The sequence below is a fragment of the Catelliglobosispora koreensis DSM 44566 genome (assembly GCF_000379685.1).
Taxonomy (GTDB): Bacteria; Actinomycetota; Actinomycetes; order Mycobacteriales; family Micromonosporaceae; genus Catelliglobosispora; species Catelliglobosispora koreensis.
The window spans coordinates 16951-33160 of sequence record NZ_KB903249.1 but is presented as its reverse complement, the minus strand read 5'-3'; the positions used below and the strand labels follow the sequence as shown (position 1 = coordinate 33160).

Sequence of the window (16210 nt, the reverse complement as noted above, 5' to 3'; positions counted from 1 at the left end):
AGCTAGCGAACTGCTCTTGAGGTCTACCACCATCTATGGCCATGCTTGCACATAGCGATATGTCGTCGCTAACCGGAGGGGAGTTGCACATGCGCGCATACACCAGGGCGCTTTTCCAGCGAATTCTGCGGGCCAGAAGCTGGGGAGGCTACATCTACCACCACTGACAGCTAGACCATCTTCAGTGACGAGCATCATCCCGGGTCCCAAGGGCAGGTGGCTGATCGGGGACACGCTCACCTATGAGCAGGACCGCATCGGCTGGCTGCACGGGGCCTGGGACACCTACGGCGATATCGTCCAGCTCGCCCCAAAAGTGGTGGTGATCTATCACCCCGCTGAGATTCAGCGCGTCCTCGCCTCCCCTGACGCGGTTCCCGGCCACGCGGCGATGACCGGCGGACGGTCGCTCACGAGCACGCTTCCACAGTGGACCCAGACCCGCAGAGCCCTGTGGCACGAACTTGACCGCTCCTTCGTCGCAGCCCACCTGGGCCGGATTCAGGCCGCGTTTTCGGCCCGGGTGCAGAGCTCATCTGGTACCAGCAAAGAGGTTTTAGGGTTTGCGACCAGGATGTGCGCGGAGGCAGCGGTTGATCTCTGCGCCGGCGCCGACGGCGTTGATGACGAACTCGCCGACGCGACCCTAGCCCTGCAGCAACAGCTGGTCCAGGGCTCGGTTGTGGCCGAGCCCCGCGTGCGCTGGCTGCCGCGCCCGGTCGCCCGGCGCACAGCACGGGCTAGCGCTGAGCTGACCCGCAAGCTGGCGGCGGTTCTGCAGCGCCGTCGCGCAGCGGGCTACAGCGGTCCGCCGCGCGATCTGGCGGACGCCATCGAGCTTCCTGTCACCGACGCGGCAGAGACGCTGCGAGCGGTCCTCATGGCCTCGCCGGGCTCTCCCGGCGCCGCCGTCGCGTGGGCGATGCTGCGGCTGGCTGAGCGGCCCGCTGTTGACGCTGACGCATATGCCAAGGAAGTGCTGCGGATGCATCCGCCCACGTGGCTGCTCGTGCGGCACGTGCTGCGCCCGATGGCGGTCGCCGGCCACATCCTTTCGCCCGGCACCGAAGTGTTGATCCCCGTCTATCACGTGCACCGCGATCCGCGATGGTGGCAGCGGCCCGGGGAATTCGATCCCGCGCGCTGGAGCCGCCCGGTTCCCCACTCCCCGCACGCCTATTTGGCGTTCGGTTCCGGACCGCGCCTGTGCCCCGGCGGGCATCTAGCCATGGCCCAGCTCGCCGCCGCGATACACGCGTTCGCTGGCTACAAGCTCTCGCTGACCGGCGGGACCCCCGAACCCAGCGCTCTGCTCGTGCCCGCTGGCCTATCCGGCTCGTGGTCTGCCTCGCAGTGGTCTGCCTCGAATTCGGGGTCGCGATGAGCGAATGGTGGGACTTCCGGCGCGAAGTCTTCGGCGATCCGTATCACGTGTGGCATGACGGCCCATCCTATGAACTCTTGCTCCGGGCGGATGCGGCGGTCGCGAAAACGCTTCTGCCGCAAGGCTTAAGCGAAGGTGACGATGTCGCCGCGATGGCCTACGCCGCGCTGCACGACGCGGGCATTCCGGTGGACGACGCGGTGCCTTTGCTGGTTTCCGCGTTGCCCACCGCTCAGGGGCGCTTCAAAGTCGCTGTCGCCGGTGCGTTACACCGTCTTACCGGCTCCGAGGAGTGGTCCGCGCCGATCGTTTCCGTTTTGCGGGGACGTGAGTCCGAGTTTGAGCGCCTGACCGCCGCCATCGCTTTGACCGACTTCCCGCCAACGCCCGGCCTCATCACGGTGCTGTCTCTCGCTTTAGGCGACGATGCCTACTTGGTGCGCTATCACGCTGCCAGAACCCTTTTGGCGTACGCGGGAAGGCGCCCGCCCTACGACATCCCCAAGCGGATCTTCGACCGGCTGGCACCCGACGACGCGACTGCGCAATGGGAGGAGGCAGCCCGAATGTTGCTGGCGTTGCCCGGTCTTCAGCGCTATCTAGCGGAGTAGCGTGAGCAATGTGCAGCCCTTTACCGTGCACGTGCCCGACGAAGTGCTCAGTGACCTGCGCGAACGGATCGCCCGCACGCGCTGGCCGGACGAGATCGCCGACGTCGCCTGGTCCCAGGGCACGCCACTGTCGTTCCTGCAGGACAAGCTGCTGGCGTGGTCGGCCTTTGACTGGCCTTCGGCTTGCCATGCGCTAAACGCCGTTCCACAGTTTGTTGCTTCCTTTGGTGATGTGACCGTCCACTTTGTGCACCAGAAAGCCAAGCACGGCAGCGGGATTCCACTGATCCTGACGCACGGGTGGCCCTCGGCCTACATCGAATACCTGCCGGTCATGCGCATGCTGACCGATCCGGCCTCGTTCGGCATCGATGGGCCAGAGTTTGACGTCGTCATCCCCTCCCTGCCCGGTTACGGTTTCTCACCTCGCCCGCTGCGAACGGGAGTCAACTATCGTTACGTGGCAGACGTTTGGCGTTCCCTCATGCGCTCTCTGGGCTACGCCCGTTACGGCGCCGGCGGCGGAGACTTCGGCTCCGGCGTCGCCGCGTTCATGGCGCTCGACGACCCGGCGTCCGTCATCGGCCTGCACCTGACCAACTTCGACCTGACCCCACCACTGTCCACAGCGGACACTCTCTACCAAGCTGAGCATGGCGCCTGGGCGTCCGCCGAACGCGGCTACAGCGCGATTCAGTCAACCAAGCCACAAACGCTCGGCTACGGGCTCAACGACTCACCAGCCGGCCTGGCCGCCTGGCTCCTGGAGAAGTGGCGCTCGTGGTGCGGCACGCCGCCGCCGGACGACTTCCTGCTCACGCTGCTCACGCTTTACTGGGTGACGGGCAGCATCACCCCCTCGTTACGCGACTACTACGACAACCGCTGGCACGCCGTCACCCCGTCCTATATCGACGTGCCAACCGCCGCGGCCGTGTTCCCCAACCAGCAGGTATTTGAGGGCGAGCCCACGCGCGACTGGCTTTGCGGCCTCTACGACATTCAGCGCTGGACCGTCTACGGCGAAGGCGGCCACTTCGCCCCGATCGAGCAGCCGCACATCGTGGCCCATGACATCGCCGCGTTTTTCGCTAGTCTGTAGCGGTGTTTAACGACGGGTGGATGGGAACGGACCTCGGCCCCTACCGGGCTTGCGAGGGAACCTACGGGTTCTACCCGCCGTCCAGCATGCCCGCATTACCCCCGCTCGACGGCACGTTTTCCTGGCTAGACACGGGAATCGACCCGGATATTGAGTACGTTGGCGTCTTCTCGCGCTCAGATCTGCCAGCTGGCTTGCCACCGTCGTTTGTGGACTTCGTCCGCAAACCGGCACTGACCGCCGCGATCCCGTCATGCACCGCTTGCTGGTGGGAGGAGGCGTTACCTTTCCTTCCGCTAGAAGACGGCACCACGTTAGTGCGGTTCCTCAACGACCAGCAGGGCTGCCTGTTCTGGTACCTGCACCTGTTCCCCGACGGAACCCACCGCATCGTCTGCGGCGACGCCGAAGACCCCGACTCGCTGATCGAGGTTGCACCGGAATTCGAGCAGTTTCTCTACCGCTACTGGGTCGAGAACCTCGCCTGGTTCCTCATCGTCGACTTCGACGAGCCCTGGGACGACCTCCCACCCCACGTCCGCTCCTACCTCTCGCACTACAGCGAGTAGCCGGTTTACTGTCGCCCTTACGGCGGTAGTTCCGGATCGACTCGATAGTTGCGGCCGAGCGGGCTGCGCCACACATAGGCGCCATGTTTCGTCCGGTAGTAACGCCAGCCGCCTACATGTTTGGCGCGGTGATGGTAGCGACATAACGGGACGAGGTTGGCTGGCTCTGTCCGGCCACCGTGTGCCCAGTCTTGACGGTGGTCTAGATCGCATCGCGAGGCTGGAACGCGACACCCTGGCGCGCGGCATCTGCGGTCACGCGCCCGCACGATCCGGGCGACAGCGGCTGTCGCCTGACGACGGTCCCGCGTGATGTCGGCTTTGCCGGCGCTGTTGGCTCTCTCGGCGTAGTCGGTCTCCACCGAGTCACGGACCGGGTGCTGACGGGTCTGATTCGCGCTAAGCGGCGGCATAAACATCGGCCCGCTGGCAGCCCTTGCCCGCCCGCGTGAACGGCCGGGTGAAGCGGATCGATCCGCCGGAGCACCTGGACGTGGGCCGCCCAACTTGGCCGCCTCCTTTGGCGGCGTCGGACGAGTGCGCGTGATCCCGTGGAAGGTATCGCCGGTTTCGGCGTCGTGCACGGTAAAGGTCCAAGAAGCGTTTCGTTGCTGGGAAGCGACTTTGCGAGCGATGTCAGCGATGACCGGGCCGTAGCCGGCGAGATCGCCAGGCGTCTCAGCGAGATGGACGAGCGTCCGCAAGGAGGCGGTCAGCTCGACACTGCCGCCGCGTCCACCAGAAGGCTTGCCCGATAACAGATCGAGGAAAATATCGGCCCGCAGCTGATCCATCGATCGCGCGTCGCCCGCGGCACGGGCCATCCGGGCCTGTGCGTGCACTGCGTTTGCCGCCGCGCGAGCCCTATCGGCAGGCAGGTCCAAGGCGAACAGCCCGGCGCAGCCATCACGATCGGGCTCGAACACCAGTCGGCGCGACGCGACCTTTTCGCGATGACGGGCCTTGGCAGCATGGGGATCGATGGTCAGGACAAGGCGGCTTAACTTTGCCCGCAGCTGACCGGTCGTAAGCCCCGGAGCTTCTGGAAGCAACTGACCGCACACGTCACGTGCCGACTCTGGAGGAAGAACCCTTGTCTCTTCACAAAACACACGCGCCTTGGGCAGGTCGATCTCGCCGCGGCTCAGTGAGCCGAAAACAGCCGACAGCTCAAGCACTTCACGGGCGAACGCAAGCTTCGCTGTGGCCGCTTGCCGCGACCAGGCGAGGGACGACGCGACTTCCACCGGCGCGAACTCACGAACCGGGCTGGCCTTCGCTACGCGCGATAGTGCCTGCAGCAGCTGTGCTTCAGCTATGGCGACGGCCCGCGCAGCGGTGATCAGCTCATCAACCGCCGCTTCGACCACCATGCCAAAATCCTAAACAGACGGTGTGACGAAACCAGCCATCGCTGACATGTGACCCGAAACACCATGGGCCACAACAGATTCACTTACCTGCTGACCACTCAACTTCCGCCGGTCGCGTGTCACGATCCACAGCCCGAAACGCACACTCCCCTACCTTTCAGTCGTCACGCCACGGAAACCGCAGCGGGGTCTCTGGCCGATGGGCGGCGAGCAGAAGGGGCAGCAGATCCACCAAGCCAAGAGGCGAGACATGTTGCGTGGCAGCGATTTCGCTGACCGTCATCCAGCGATGCTGTCGCAGGACGACTCGCTCGTGCTGTTCCTGGCCACTGAGGTCGAGCTTGCCCCCGATACCGCGCACGAAGAAATACCACGTCACCTGATCGAACAAGACGCCGTGCCGGGAACGCCAGCGCCCGGCGGCGAAGGCGACCGGTGAGCCAACGTCAGTGAGCTGAAAACCGGTCTCCTCACGCAACTCCCGGATGACGCCAGCCGCCGGGGTCTCGCCTGGCTTCAAACCTCCGCCAGGCGTAATCCACTGTGCCGCAGACGATTAATCGCGCTGGTGCTGAAACAAAAGCACCCGGTCTTGCGGATCGGCCAGGATGAGCCGGGCCGAGGTGTGCTTTGGCAGGCTCACGCGGTCCAGCCCGTGCGGGCGGCCCACTCACGCGCGGGCAGGTATACGAGATCGCAGACGGGGTCTTTCAAATCGGCATACTGCCCGACGTCAGTGAACGGAAGCTGCGCGGCACGCATCTTGTAGTCACCGTAGGCGGCGGCCGTGGCCGGATGTGCCCGCAAATAGTCGCGGAACAGCAACGCGTAGCGCTGGTTGGCCCGCCCGGCGATCCGCAAGTGGCAGTTGACGCGCCGGTGCCCGGGTGGCTCGACGGCGAGCCGTTTCTGCCACTGCGCCGGGTCGGTCGGCTCACCTGGTACCACATGGTCGGTCTGAGGGGTTTTCTGTTGCCAGCCAGCCGCGGCGAGCAAACCGAAGGGCCGGTCCAGGTCTGAAGCCACTGTTACCTGAATGTCGATGACATCCTTCGCCGCGAGGCCAGGAACCGACGTGGAGCCAATGTGATCGATGCGCAGCACGGTGTCACCAAGGATGCCGTGCAAGTCTGTGGCGATCTGGCTGAATTCCTGTGGCCACCAGGGATCTGGCGCATGGATCTCAACGGGCACGCTGCACTCCGTAGGCCGCGGGCGACACACCAATTGTGGCGGTGAAATCGCGGACGAGATGGGCCTGGTCACTGTAGCCAAGCTCGGCGGCCAGCGCGGCCCAGTTGACGTCGGGGCCAGCCAGCTCAATCGCCTCCTGAATGCGATAGCGCAGCACAACCCACTTCGGGCTCACGCCCACATAATCGCTAAAAATCCGTTGCAGCGCACGAACCGACAAACCACGGCTTTCCGCGAATCTGTCCACACGCGACACGGCACGGTCCTGGCGGATCGCGTCGGCTAACTCCATCGCGAGGTCGGCCTGCGGATCAGGCTGAGGATTCAAGCCCAGCAAATAGGCATCGAGCGCCGCCGCCGGGTCCGCTCCCAAGATGTCCGGTGGATTTTCGATGGGTACTCGTAAGCCCGTCAACTCCGACACCGGCCGCCCGTAGAACGGCCTGAAGCCGCCTGGCCGGAACTGAACGCCCGCCACACTTCCCGTGCCGTGCAGCTTGATGGAGAACAGCTCCACCCCGACACCGGCCGTCTCGGCGAAGAACTCGTCGCCGTAGCGCTGGAACACGATGTTGACGCACGGGTGCGGCAGCACGTGCTGCTCATAGGGCTCGGCCAAGTCCCAGCCGATGAGCCAGTAGTGCTCGACGTAGGGGCGCAACGCGGCTGCCGCCGCTGCGCGCCGGAACTTGACCCGTGTCATCAGCTCTCGCGGGTCAAGGATGCCTCGTGTGTCACGCCTGATGTCGCGTTTGTTCAAGGCGCTCCACCCCCTGCGCGTCTACGGTTCGCCTATGGGTAACCACCTTAGTGACCTGCTAGCCCGTGCCTCGGCCGCTTCGATCCCGGTTGTGCGCGGCGTCACCGATGACCAGTTTGGCCTGCCCACGCCGTGCGCCGAGTTCAGTGTGCGGGATCTGCTCAATCATCTGTTCCAGGTGGTCGTGAATTTCCAGGCGCTGGCCGCGCGGGAGCCCGCTGATTTCAGCGGCACACCTGACGTGCTCGACGGCGATTGGCGGGAGCGCTACGTGGCCGAGACGGAGGCTCTGGTCAAAGCGTGGGCTGAGCCCTCCAGTTTGGACGGAGTGTCGCCCGGAATGGGCCTGCCGCAACCCGTTGTCGCCAAGCTCGTGTTGCTGGATCTGACCGTGCACAGCTGGGATCTCGCCCAGGCCACGGGCCAGCCCTACTCTCCCGACGCCCAGTCCGTGCAGGAGTTGCTCGGGCTCGTGGATCAGATGGGGCCGATGGCCCGCGAGAACGGGGTCTTCGGCGCTGAGGTCCCGGTGTCTGGCGGTCCGTTTGAAACGCTGCTGGGAGCCACGGGACGCCATCCTGTCGTACCCCCGCGTTAATTTCGCTATGTGACAGCAATGGTGTTGATTCCCGGTGCTTGGCTGGGGTCGTGGGCCTGGGCGAGCGTCGCTGCCAACTTAAGGGCACGTGGGCACGAGGTCTTCGCGGTGACGTTGCCCGGCCTGGCTGAGCGCAGCGCCGGTGCCGAGTCGTTTGGCCTCAGTGATCATGTCCATGACGTGCTGCGCTTGCTGGAAGAACATGACCTGCGCGATGCGGTGATTGTCGGCCACAGCTATGCCGGCCTCGTCGCGGGGATGGTCGCTGACCAGGCGATTGACCGCGTGGCACAGGTCGTTTTCGTCGACGCCAACCTGCCCGAGGACGGGCGGTCACTCATCGATTCGTGGTCGGAAAACGGGCAGCGGATCGTGCGGGAGGACATCGCCGCAAATGGGGGCGTCTGGCCGGTTTTCGACACCGCTGAGCTTCTTGAGAATGACCTGTCCGATGCCCAGGCCGAGTGGCTGATCGCTCACGCGACGCCGCATCCGGGGGGCACTTTGCTTGACCCCGCGGCGCTGAGCCGCCCGCTGGAGAAGCTGAACGCGGTCTACATCCAGTGCATCCAGCCCGATCCGGCTCCCCGCAAGGAACTCGAGCCCTTCGCTGATCACTGGAAGATCGTCGAACTCAACACCGGGCACTGGCCGATGGTCTCGGCGCCAGACACGCTAGCCGAGCTGCTGCACATACTGGCCCCGGCTAACAGGTAGCCGGGGCCAGCAGGCACTGTCGTTATTAGAGCGTCAGTGACCAGGTGTCGATACGGCCGGTGTCGATGGTGGCCGCGTCACGGACCCGCAGGGTCCAGGTGCCGTTGGCGGCTTCGGTCGACAGGTTCCGGCTGTAGGTGGCGATGAGGTTGTCAGCGCTACCGCCAGCACGGTTGCTCAGGTTGTAGACCGAGCCATCCGGCGCGACGAGATCGACGACGAGGTCACCACGGTAGGTGTGGTAGATCGTCACCGAGATCGAGCTGGTGGCCGAGGCGTTCCTGTTGCAACCGGAGATGGTGATCGTGCTAGTCACCGTCGTGTTGTCCGGGATAGCCACGTCGTTGCCGTTGGTGCCGGTGCAACCAGGCGCACCGTTCACGGTCAGGCTGAACGTGGTGGAACGGGTGGCGCTGGCGCCCGTGCCCGTGATGGTCACCGCGAAGGTGCCCGCCGGGGTGGAGGCGCTAGTGGCGATCGTCAGGGTCGAGGTTCCGCCGGCTGACGTGATCGAGGTGGGGCTGAAGGTCGCGGTGGCGCCACTCGGCAGGCCAGAGGCGGTCAAGTTGACCGTCTGGGCCGAGCCGTTGGTCAGCGTCGCCGTCACCGTGGTGCTGATGGAGCTGCCCGGGTTGACCGCACCGCTGGCGGGCGAAGCCGCGAGCGAGAAGTCGTTGCCGGTCGGGCAAGCGGTGTCGCTGCCCGCGACGTTCACCGAGGTCCACGCGGCCTGAACGGTCTTGTACTCAGCCGAGCACAGTCCATAAAGGTCGGTCGCGGCACGCAGCGTGTAGGCACGCGACGTGTTGGCCGGGTTGGACGTCAGAACGTAACGGGTGCTGGAGGTGAAGTACACGTCCAGCGCGCGGTACCAGATCTTCTCAGCCTTGGCGCGGCCGATGCCAACGACGGCCGGTGCCGACCCGCAAAGCGGGCTGGTGCCATACGGCGTGGCGCCTGAGCCTTCAGCCAGGTTGAAGAAGAAGTGGTTGCCAACGCCCGAGGAGTAGTGCACGTCGACACTGTTGGTGCTGGTGGACCAGCAGCTGTGCGACGAGCCGTCCAGCGACGGGTTGTACATGTAGCGCAGTGGGGTTCCGTTGCCACGGATGTCGATCTTTTCGCCGACATCGTAGTCGCCAGGGTCAGCGGAGGTGTTGGCGTAGAACTCCACCATGTTGCCGAAGATGTCACTGGTGGCCTCGTTCAGGCCGCCGGACTCTCCGGAGTAGACCAAGCCCGCGAGGGCTTCGGTGACGCCGTGCGACATCTCGTGGCCGGCCACGTCGATCGAAACGAGCGGCTTCGCGTTGCCGGATCCGTCACCGTAGGTCATCTGCGCGCCGTCCCAGAACGCGTTCACATAGGCGTTGCCGTAGTGCACGCGGCTGGGGACACCCTGGCCGTTGCCGAAGATGCCGTTGCGGCCGTGGACGAGCTTGAAGTAGTCGAACGTCTTGGCCGCACCGAAGTGCGCGTCGACACCGGCGGACTGACGGTTGCTGTTGGAACCGTTGCCCCAGGTGTTGTCGGCGTCGGTGAAGTTGGTGCACGTCGACGTACCGTTGTTCATGTCGCAAGTACGGCCGTTGCCGTGCGACGGGTCAATCATCGTGTACGTGCTGCCGGACAGCGTCGTGTCGATGGTGACCGTGCCGGAGTAGACGCTGTTGCCAGTGCCGTTGACGGTCTCGATCTCGTCGAACGAGCCGATGAGGGCACCGGTGTTGGCGTCAGTGATCACGTGCAGCACGGATGGGGTCTGCCCGTCAGCCAGCCAGCCCTTCACAACCGTCTCGTGGGCGAGGCGGCCAATTCCCTGGCTCGCGTCCACGAACAGTTCCGGGGCTCCGCTTTCGGTGATGGTGCCTTCGAAAGCCGCCTTGGCGAGCTGAACCGCTTTGGCACCACTGATGGCGGGGGTGGTGCTGAGCGTCAGCGGCGAGATGAGGCCGTTGGACGCGCCATCGTAGGAGCCGTCAGCCTTGGTGTGGATGACGAAATCGCCACCGTACACGCGCAGGCCCTTGTAGGTCCGGTCGTACTTAACGTGGGACGCACCGTTAGCGTCCACTTTGGACCGGCTGACCACGTAGGTCTCACCGGCGGCCGCCCTTACATCCGCGCCGTGAGCTGCCAGCGCTGCTTCTGCGCGGGACACGGCAGTGTGTGCCGGATCCGGTGCAGCCGCACCCGCTCCCGCCGTCAGCACCAGATAGGTGCCGGCGACGAGCGCGATACTGGCGATCGCGATCGGTTTTCTCACTGTGATTCCTCCCCTTGCACAAAACGTGGCGGTAGCCACTGGGCGGATGTATATCGAAGTTCGAAAGAATATGGAATATTCATAAACCTTGATGACATAGCCGCTGAGCCATCGTGAGATGCATATATTCTTAAGAATTGACATCGTTATTTACGGCGAGGAAACATCAACTTTGTGGGTTAGAGTGGCGGCACTATGACTGGTGAAGTGGTGCTGTGGACGATCGGCCTGGCAGCTGTGCTGCTCTGCCTGGTCTTTGCCGCGATCTTCGTGCGATTCCTGACTAAAGCCGCGATCGCCTACATCAAGCACAAGCCGATAGCGTCGGTCATCGTGTTCACCATCCCCGGTGGGATCGCCAGCTTCAGTGCGGCATGGTTCACCGGGCAGATAGTCCTGTCCAGCCTCATCGGCGCTCTGGCCGGGCTGGCGGTCTTTCTCCTCATCGCCATGGAGCTAGGCGCCGACTAGCGGCCGTAAAGCTTTAGCGTCTCCCCCGCATACCAGTCAAGCGTTCCGGGCGGGTTGCGCTTCGAGGCGCCATTGCCGGGCAGCAAGAAGTAAATCCACAGTCCTGCCATCACCTTGCGGCCAAACAAGAATGGTTCCGGCCGCAGATCGAAGCGGGCGATGAACGGCTCCCAGTCGTTGCCGCGCCCGGACAAGTGCTGCACCATTGTCGCGAGTTCAAGCTCCACATCGGAGCGTCCAGCGTCTTCAAAGTCCACGATGCGCACCGTTTGGCCGTCCCACAGGTAGTTAGCCAGATTGGGATCGCTGTGCCCGACGACGGGCGTTCCCGGCACCGGGGCGACGGCGTGCTTCAGGAACTCCACCGTCGCGTCGAAGGCGGCTCCCGCGATGCCATCGGGACGTGCGGCGCTGGCGAACCACAACCGGACGATGTCCAGGCCTTCGGTATAGCTGTGACGGCGTGCGGGCACGCGATCGGCCGGCACCGACCAGAGTTTCCGCAAAGCTACTTCCAGAGCATCTAGCTGCGCCGGGGTCAATGCTCCTGCTAAGGGTGTACCAGGTAAGCACTCGATGGCGACCCAAGGCGGATCGGCATCGAGGTTGTGCTCAAGCGGCTCAGGCACAAGGTCATGGGTGCTCGCGTGCAGCAGCCGCAGCACCTCCCACTCCCGCAGGTGCTCGCCCCGGCTCCAGTCCGTGTAGGTCTTGACCAGAACGTTCCCCGTCTGGGTCAGCTTGTGCGTGCTCGACACCATGAACCGGTACCTTAGCCGTCAGCTGACGCCACGGTGTGCCCACGAACGGCCACAGCGTCACGAGGAGATAGCCGGTGCCGCAGATAACCATGGCGCCCTTGACACTCCACTCCCCGAGCCAGCCACCAAGCAGCGCGCCGACCGGGATGCCGGCCCAGACGACCGCTGAGGTCAGCCCTTGCACCCGCGCTTGCATATGTCCTGGTACGCGCTCAAAAATGACCGCGCCCAGAATCGGGTTGATGGCCGCGATCCCTAGCCCGGCCACAAAGGACACGGCGTAAAGCGGCCACACGCCCTCGCCAAAAGCGGCGGCGAAGAACCGTGGCGCCCCGCCAACGAGGAAGCCCACGGCGAAGAGCAGAAAACGTGGAGCGTAGGGCGCGACGATGGTGAACACGATGTTGCCGAGCACCGCGGCACTGGCGAAGAACGCGGCCGTAAGCCCCAGCGCCACCGGCGATTGCACGACTTCGGCCGCCCACAACGGCAGCAGCACCGACGAATAGGCCGCGTCGAACAGGTTGGTGAAAAGCACGAGCACCAAGATGGCGGCGATGAGACTGTCGCCGCGGATGAAAGCCCAGCCGTTGCGCAAAGTGTCAAGGTAGGAAATGGACTCCTCTTCGCTCGGCACCCGCAGGGTGCTGCGGACGGCAAGCCCGATGATGATGGCGCCCACCGCGAACGTCGCGGCGTCGATGAGGAGCACGGTGGGTGCGTCGGTGGCTGCGATGAGCAGTCCGCCCAGGGGCGCTCCGAGCAAGGTGGACAAGCGGTTCAAGCCGTCGTTTATAGATGTCGCTCTGGCGACGTTCACTTTGGACGCCAGCACCGCTTCGCGGAACAGCACCGTTTTGGCGGTGTCACTGACGCCACGCAACATGCCCGCGAGCGCGATGAGTCCCGTGAGCGCCGGAAAGCTAAGCCCCGGACCGAAGTGCAGCAACGGAATCGACGTGAAGATGAGTGCGCTCAGCACGTCGGCGGACACGCTCGCCCGCTTCATGCCGATGCGGTCCATCAGCGGTCCGCCCAGGGCGCAGACGATGACGTAGGGAATCGTCTCGGCCGCGGCCACGATTCCGGTCTTAGCCGCACTGCCCGTGGTCGCGAGCACGAACCACGGCAACGCGAGCAGACTCATCCGGCTGCCGATGGCCGAGATGACGTTTCCGGTCAGCAGAAAGGCAAGTGAACGCATCACTCCGCCTCCTGCACGAACGGCATAACCTGCACCTGAAGGCTCACGGGCTGGGCGTCTTCGGGCGCTTCTTCGGCGTCATAGCGGCGATAACGGCTAGCGAGCTCGAAGATGGCCGCTTGCAGTTCCTCGGTTTCGGCGCGGGTGAGCTTTAGCCGCCAGTCGCTGAGCGTTCCCACATCACGCCACGGTCCCGTATACGTCTCGTTGAGCCAGCGGTCGACATTGTCGGCATAGGACGCCGCGACGGCGCGCATGTAAGCCACCACGTCGGCGGGATCGATATCGGGTAGGTCAGACGTATCGAAGGTGGTCCTTTGGTGCGCCGCTTTCCACCAGCGCTCACGGCCGGCCCCGAGCTCCTCGTCGTCGACGATGAAGCCGTGCGCGGCGAGCTGGCGCAGGTGATAACTGGTCGTGCCCGTGCTCTGCCCGAGCGCCAGCGCCAGCGTGGTCGAGGTGGCCGGACCGTTCGCGCGGAGGAGACCCAGGATGCGGACGCGCAGCGGGTGCGCTAGGCCGCGCAGGGACGCAGCGGTAAGACGAACTTCCCTAGACATGTTTGCAACGTACCCCTTGCAAAGAAGTCTTTGCAAGGGGTCCTTGGCATACCTAACCGGCTAGAAGGCGCGGTATCGCCGTTTCATCCAGCGCCTGACCAGGGGCGGGACGACCCATGAGTACACGCAAAGAAGGAACCAGCCGATGGCGAAGACCCCCGCGAGCATCGGCATCTTCAGCATTCGAAGCCCGTAAATGATGGCAATGGCGGCGATCCAGGTCTTTATTGGCCCGAACCGAATGAAGGGCCGGACCGGTGTCATGAGCGGATGCCGGGCGATCCGCGTCTCGAGCGCCAGTTCGGCGTAGTCGCCAACCGTGGGATCGGCCGCGACCGCCTGGCGCGCGCCAGCGTCAGCCTCCCGCACCTGGCCGCGATTGGCGCTAGTCCCGCCAAGCAACGCGTGGGCGGCGGCACTCTCCGGATACTCGGCGACGAATTCACGGGCGATCTCCTGGGCCTTGCGGTCTTCCCCTCGGGTGTACGCGAGCTGAATGCGGATCGCATAAACAGCCGCGGCCGTGGGCGCTTGTGCCGCTGCCCGTTCCACGAGCTTGGCCGCTTTGCCGAGCTGATTGGCCGCCATGCAGGCCGCGGCGTAGGAACACAGCAGGCCCAGGTGATTCGGCGCGAGTGACAGTCCACTTAGGAGCGCTTGCTCGGCCGCCTCCAAATGTCCTTGCTGGCGTTCCGCGTCACCGATCAGCTGGAACAGATCCGGGTCCGGCCCGCCCGCTTCGAGGCCCTGCCGTGCCGCGGTGACAGTTTCGGCATGCTGGTCGAGCTGGGAGAAAGCAGCCGCACGCAGATAGAAAGCACCGGGGTGCATGGCTTCTTCAGCCGACAGGGTCGCTAGCTCACGCAGCGCCTCCTGTGGACGGTCCGCCATCAGCAGCGCCTGTGCCCGCTTCAACCCGATACCACTCATAGCAGCACTCCGTAAATGAAGGCGAATTCGAGGACGCCGAAGCCGATGGACGCGGCGATGCCTGGGCCGACGAGACTGACCGCGTCACGCCCGTTTTGAATGGCGGCGCGGAAAGCCTTGCGCTGCAACGCCGCCACGACAAGCCACACCACGACGCCGGCGATCGCCGCCACAATGCTGCGTGCATAGCTGGGGAGAACGGTCGCCGTCAGAGCGGCGCGCGCGGCGAACGCCACGGTGCCCGTCCCCGCGATGAGTAGCAGGTGAGAACGGCTCAGCAAAAGCTTGCGCCCATTGAGGAAGCCGAGGACCGAGCCCGCCAGCGGACCGCCGAAGAAAGCCGGATAGATGATCGAATCTGGATTCCATGGTGGCCGCGTCGGCACCTTGGCGTCCTTGATGGTCGGGGTGAACAGCTCATCGGTCACGAGCGGCAAGCATAATGGCTCAACATGAGCGCGTCTCTCATCGAAAGTCTCCTCGCCGCCGTGCAGGACCGCCCGGCTGACGTTCCGCTGCGCCTGCACCTGGCTGAGCTGCTGATCGCCGCCGGTCGTGGCCCCGAGTCCATCGCTCATTTGGCGACCGTGCTGCAGCAGGACCCGCAGAACGCCAGTGCCCAAGGGCTGATGCAGTCCGCACTCGGAGGTCCCGCCCCCGAGCCGGTGACATCCAGGCCCGAGCCGGGGCAGGCCGAACCGGTGCAGATGGATTGGAAAGCCTTGGAGGAACAGTTCGCCGACTCGGTGCCGCCGCGCTACGCACGGGCCGGAGATGAGCCGGAACCTGTTGTGGGCGAAGAGGACCGGGCTTTCGACATCGAGCCGTCGGCGGTGCGTCTCGGTGACGTTGGCGGGATGGAAGACGTCAAGAAGCGGCTGGAGATTTCGTTTCTCGCCCCGATGCGCAACACCAAACTGCGCGAGCTCTATGGCAAGAGCTTGCGCGGTGGGCTGTTGCTTTACGGTCCTCCCGGGTGCGGCAAGACGTTCCTGGCACGGGCCGTCGCCGGCGAGATGGGCGCGAAGTTCGGCACGATCTCACTGGTCGACGTGCTCAACATGTGGATCGGGGAGTCCGAGCGCAACCTGCACCAGATTTTCGAGACCGCCCGGCGCAACGCTCCTTGCGTGCTGTTCCTCGACGAGATCGATGCCCTGGGCTATAAGCGAAGCCAAATGCAGTCCTCGTCCATGCGAACGCTGGGCAACCAGCTGCTCGCTGAGCTTGACGGCATGGAAGGAACCAACGAAGGCGTGTTCATCCTGGCCGCGACAAACGCGCCTTGGGATGTGGACACCGCTTTGCGCCGGCCGGGCCGGCTCGACCGCACGGTCTTCGTCGCCCCGCCTGACGAACCAGCCCGGATGGCGATCCTCGACTATCACCTGCGCCAGCGCCCGATCGCGAACATCGACCTCAGGCGCCTCGCGGGAGCGACGGCTTACTTCAGTGGCGCCGATCTAGCCCACCTGTGCGAGTCGGCCGCTGAATACGCCATGCATGACTCGGTCACCAGCGGCGACATCCGCATGATCGAGCAGCGGGACTTCGAGAAAGCGCTGACGGAAATCAAGGCCTCCACAAACCAGTGGCTCATGACCGCCCGCAATGTGGCGATGTTTGCCAATGAGAGCGGTTCTTATGACGAACTGGCCAAATACCTCAAGGCCAACAAGCTGATGTAGTTCGGCGCGCGCCGAACTGTCC

18 protein-coding genes are annotated in these 16210 nt (G+C 64.7%); 8 read left to right on the top strand and 10 right to left on the bottom strand.

Annotation, left to right across the window (positions count from 1 at the left end):
- Positions 1-184 precede the first annotated feature (184 nt).
- The 4 genes from A3E1_RS0100180 to A3E1_RS38110 are packed head-to-tail and all read left to right on the top strand — an operon-like array spanning position 185 to position 3666.
- Positions 185-1384, top strand: coding sequence for a cytochrome P450 (locus tag A3E1_RS0100180; RefSeq protein ID WP_020518727.1), 1200 nt, complete (start codon positions 185-187; stop codon positions 1382-1384).
- On the top strand, positions 1381-1995 hold the full coding sequence (locus A3E1_RS0100175) for a HEAT repeat domain-containing protein (RefSeq protein ID WP_020518726.1): 615 nt from the start codon (positions 1381-1383) through the stop codon (positions 1993-1995). The genes A3E1_RS0100180 and A3E1_RS0100175 overlap by 4 nt, the downstream gene beginning before the upstream one ends.
- A gap of 10 nt (positions 1996-2005) precedes the next feature.
- Positions 2006-3097 (top strand): epoxide hydrolase family protein, encoded by a 1092-nt coding sequence (locus A3E1_RS0100170; protein WP_245571052.1) that lies wholly within the window; start codon positions 2006-2008, stop codon positions 3095-3097.
- Positions 3098-3099: 2 nt separating this feature from the next.
- Positions 3100-3666: a hypothetical protein gene (locus tag A3E1_RS38110; protein WP_051104754.1), complete on the top strand. Its 567-nt coding sequence runs from the start codon at positions 3100-3102 to the stop codon at positions 3664-3666.
- 17 nt (positions 3667-3683) lie between these two features.
- Here the strand turns inward: A3E1_RS38110 and A3E1_RS0100160 are convergent, their stop codons facing one another.
- The 4 genes from A3E1_RS0100160 to A3E1_RS0100145 all read right to left on the bottom strand — a co-directional run bounded on the left by A3E1_RS0100160 (position 3684) and on the right by A3E1_RS0100145 (position 6993).
- Positions 3684-5039 (bottom strand): HNH endonuclease signature motif containing protein, encoded by a 1356-nt coding sequence (locus A3E1_RS0100160; protein ID WP_020518723.1) that lies wholly within the window; start codon positions 5037-5039, stop codon positions 3684-3686.
- A 157-nt stretch (positions 5040-5196) separates the two neighbouring features.
- Positions 5197-5577, bottom strand: a complete 381-nt coding sequence (locus A3E1_RS38105) for an NUDIX domain-containing protein (RefSeq protein ID WP_083929265.1) — start codon at positions 5575-5577, stop codon at positions 5197-5199.
- Positions 5578-5678: 101 nt separating this feature from the next.
- Positions 5679-6233 carry a GrpB family protein gene (locus A3E1_RS0100150; protein WP_020518721.1) on the bottom strand — a complete coding sequence of 185 codons (555 nt, stop codon included), beginning with the start codon at positions 6231-6233 and terminating at the stop codon, positions 5679-5681.
- Positions 6223-6993 carry a helix-turn-helix domain-containing protein gene (locus tag A3E1_RS0100145; RefSeq protein ID WP_026207918.1) on the bottom strand — a complete coding sequence of 257 codons (771 nt, stop codon included), beginning with the start codon at positions 6991-6993 and terminating at the stop codon, positions 6223-6225. Before A3E1_RS0100145 ends, A3E1_RS0100150 begins: the two co-directional genes overlap by 11 nt.
- Positions 6994-7027: 34 nt before the next feature.
- Between A3E1_RS0100145 and A3E1_RS0100140 the strand changes: the two genes are divergently transcribed.
- Together A3E1_RS0100140 and A3E1_RS0100135 are read left to right on the top strand one after the other, a co-directional pair.
- Positions 7028-7591: a TIGR03086 family metal-binding protein gene (locus A3E1_RS0100140; protein ID WP_040390297.1), complete on the top strand. Its 564-nt coding sequence runs from the start codon at positions 7028-7030 to the stop codon at positions 7589-7591.
- A gap of 18 nt (positions 7592-7609) precedes the next feature.
- Positions 7610-8308: an alpha/beta fold hydrolase gene (locus tag A3E1_RS0100135; protein WP_020518718.1), complete on the top strand. Its 699-nt coding sequence runs from the start codon at positions 7610-7612 to the stop codon at positions 8306-8308.
- Positions 8309-8333: 25 nt separating this feature from the next.
- Here the strand turns inward: A3E1_RS0100135 and A3E1_RS0100130 are convergent, their stop codons facing one another.
- Positions 8334-10574, bottom strand: a complete 2241-nt coding sequence (locus A3E1_RS0100130; protein ID WP_020518717.1) for a M4 family metallopeptidase — start codon at positions 10572-10574, stop codon at positions 8334-8336.
- A gap of 195 nt (positions 10575-10769) precedes the next feature.
- On the opposite strand from A3E1_RS0100130, the gene A3E1_RS0100125 reads away from it, so the two are divergent.
- The gene (locus A3E1_RS0100125; RefSeq protein ID WP_020518716.1) at positions 10770-11045 is read left to right on the top strand and encodes a hypothetical protein; all 276 of its coding nucleotides are present in this window, start codon (positions 10770-10772) and stop codon (positions 11043-11045) included.
- Here the strand turns inward: A3E1_RS0100125 and A3E1_RS45810 are convergent.
- Genes A3E1_RS45810 through A3E1_RS38090 form a run of 5 tightly spaced genes read right to left on the bottom strand, consistent with a single transcriptional unit; the run spans position 11042 to position 14928 of the window.
- Positions 11042-11710 (bottom strand): phosphotransferase, encoded by a 669-nt coding sequence (locus tag A3E1_RS45810; protein WP_020518715.1) that lies wholly within the window; start codon positions 11708-11710, stop codon positions 11042-11044. The two genes, A3E1_RS0100125 and A3E1_RS45810, sit on opposite strands and share 4 nt — an antisense overlap.
- A complete protein-coding gene (locus tag A3E1_RS38095; RefSeq protein ID WP_020518714.1) occupies positions 11679-13010 on the bottom strand; it encodes an MFS transporter in 1332 nt (443 codons plus the stop codon). Before A3E1_RS38095 ends, A3E1_RS45810 begins: the two co-directional genes overlap by 32 nt.
- Complete coding sequence (locus A3E1_RS0100110) at positions 13010-13570, bottom strand: ArsR/SmtB family transcription factor (protein WP_020518713.1); 561 nt, start codon at positions 13568-13570, stop codon at positions 13010-13012. Before A3E1_RS0100110 ends, A3E1_RS38095 begins: the two co-directional genes overlap by 1 nt.
- Positions 13571-13630: 60 nt before the next feature.
- Positions 13631-14500: a tetratricopeptide repeat protein gene (locus tag A3E1_RS0100105; protein WP_026207916.1), complete on the bottom strand. Its 870-nt coding sequence runs from the start codon at positions 14498-14500 to the stop codon at positions 13631-13633.
- Positions 14497-14928 (bottom strand): hypothetical protein, encoded by a 432-nt coding sequence (locus tag A3E1_RS38090; protein ID WP_020518712.1) that lies wholly within the window; start codon positions 14926-14928, stop codon positions 14497-14499. The genes A3E1_RS0100105 and A3E1_RS38090 overlap by 4 nt, the downstream gene beginning before the upstream one ends.
- A 24-nt stretch (positions 14929-14952) precedes the next feature.
- Between A3E1_RS38090 and A3E1_RS0100095 the strand changes: the two genes are divergently transcribed.
- Positions 14953-16188 (top strand): AAA family ATPase, encoded by a 1236-nt coding sequence (locus A3E1_RS0100095; RefSeq protein WP_020518711.1) that lies wholly within the window; start codon positions 14953-14955, stop codon positions 16186-16188.
- The last annotated feature ends 22 nt before the right edge of the window (positions 16189-16210 follow it).

Coding starts and splice junctions, on each gene's coding strand:
- A3E1_RS0100175 (WP_020518726.1), top strand. CDS start 1,381: ATGAGCGAATGGTGGGACTTCCGGCGCGAAGTCTTCGGCGATCCGTAT.
- A3E1_RS0100160 (WP_020518723.1), bottom strand. CDS start 5,039: ATGGTGGTCGAAGCGGCGGTTGATGAGCTGATCACCGCTGCGCGGGCC.
- A3E1_RS0100140 (WP_040390297.1), top strand. CDS start 7,028: ATGGGTAACCACCTTAGTGACCTGCTAGCCCGTGCCTCGGCCGCTTCG.
- A3E1_RS0100135 (WP_020518718.1), top strand. CDS start 7,610: ATGGTGTTGATTCCCGGTGCTTGGCTGGGGTCGTGGGCCTGGGCGAGC.
- A3E1_RS0100125 (WP_020518716.1), top strand. CDS start 10,770: ATGACTGGTGAAGTGGTGCTGTGGACGATCGGCCTGGCAGCTGTGCTG.
- A3E1_RS38095 (WP_020518714.1), bottom strand. CDS start 13,010: ATGCGTTCACTTGCCTTTCTGCTGACCGGAAACGTCATCTCGGCCATC.
- A3E1_RS0100110 (WP_020518713.1), bottom strand. CDS start 13,570: ATGTCTAGGGAAGTTCGTCTTACCGCTGCGTCCCTGCGCGGCCTAGCG.
- A3E1_RS0100105 (WP_026207916.1), bottom strand. CDS start 14,500: ATGAGTGGTATCGGGTTGAAGCGGGCACAGGCGCTGCTGATGGCGGAC.
- A3E1_RS0100095 (WP_020518711.1), top strand. CDS start 14,953: ATGAGCGCGTCTCTCATCGAAAGTCTCCTCGCCGCCGTGCAGGACCGC.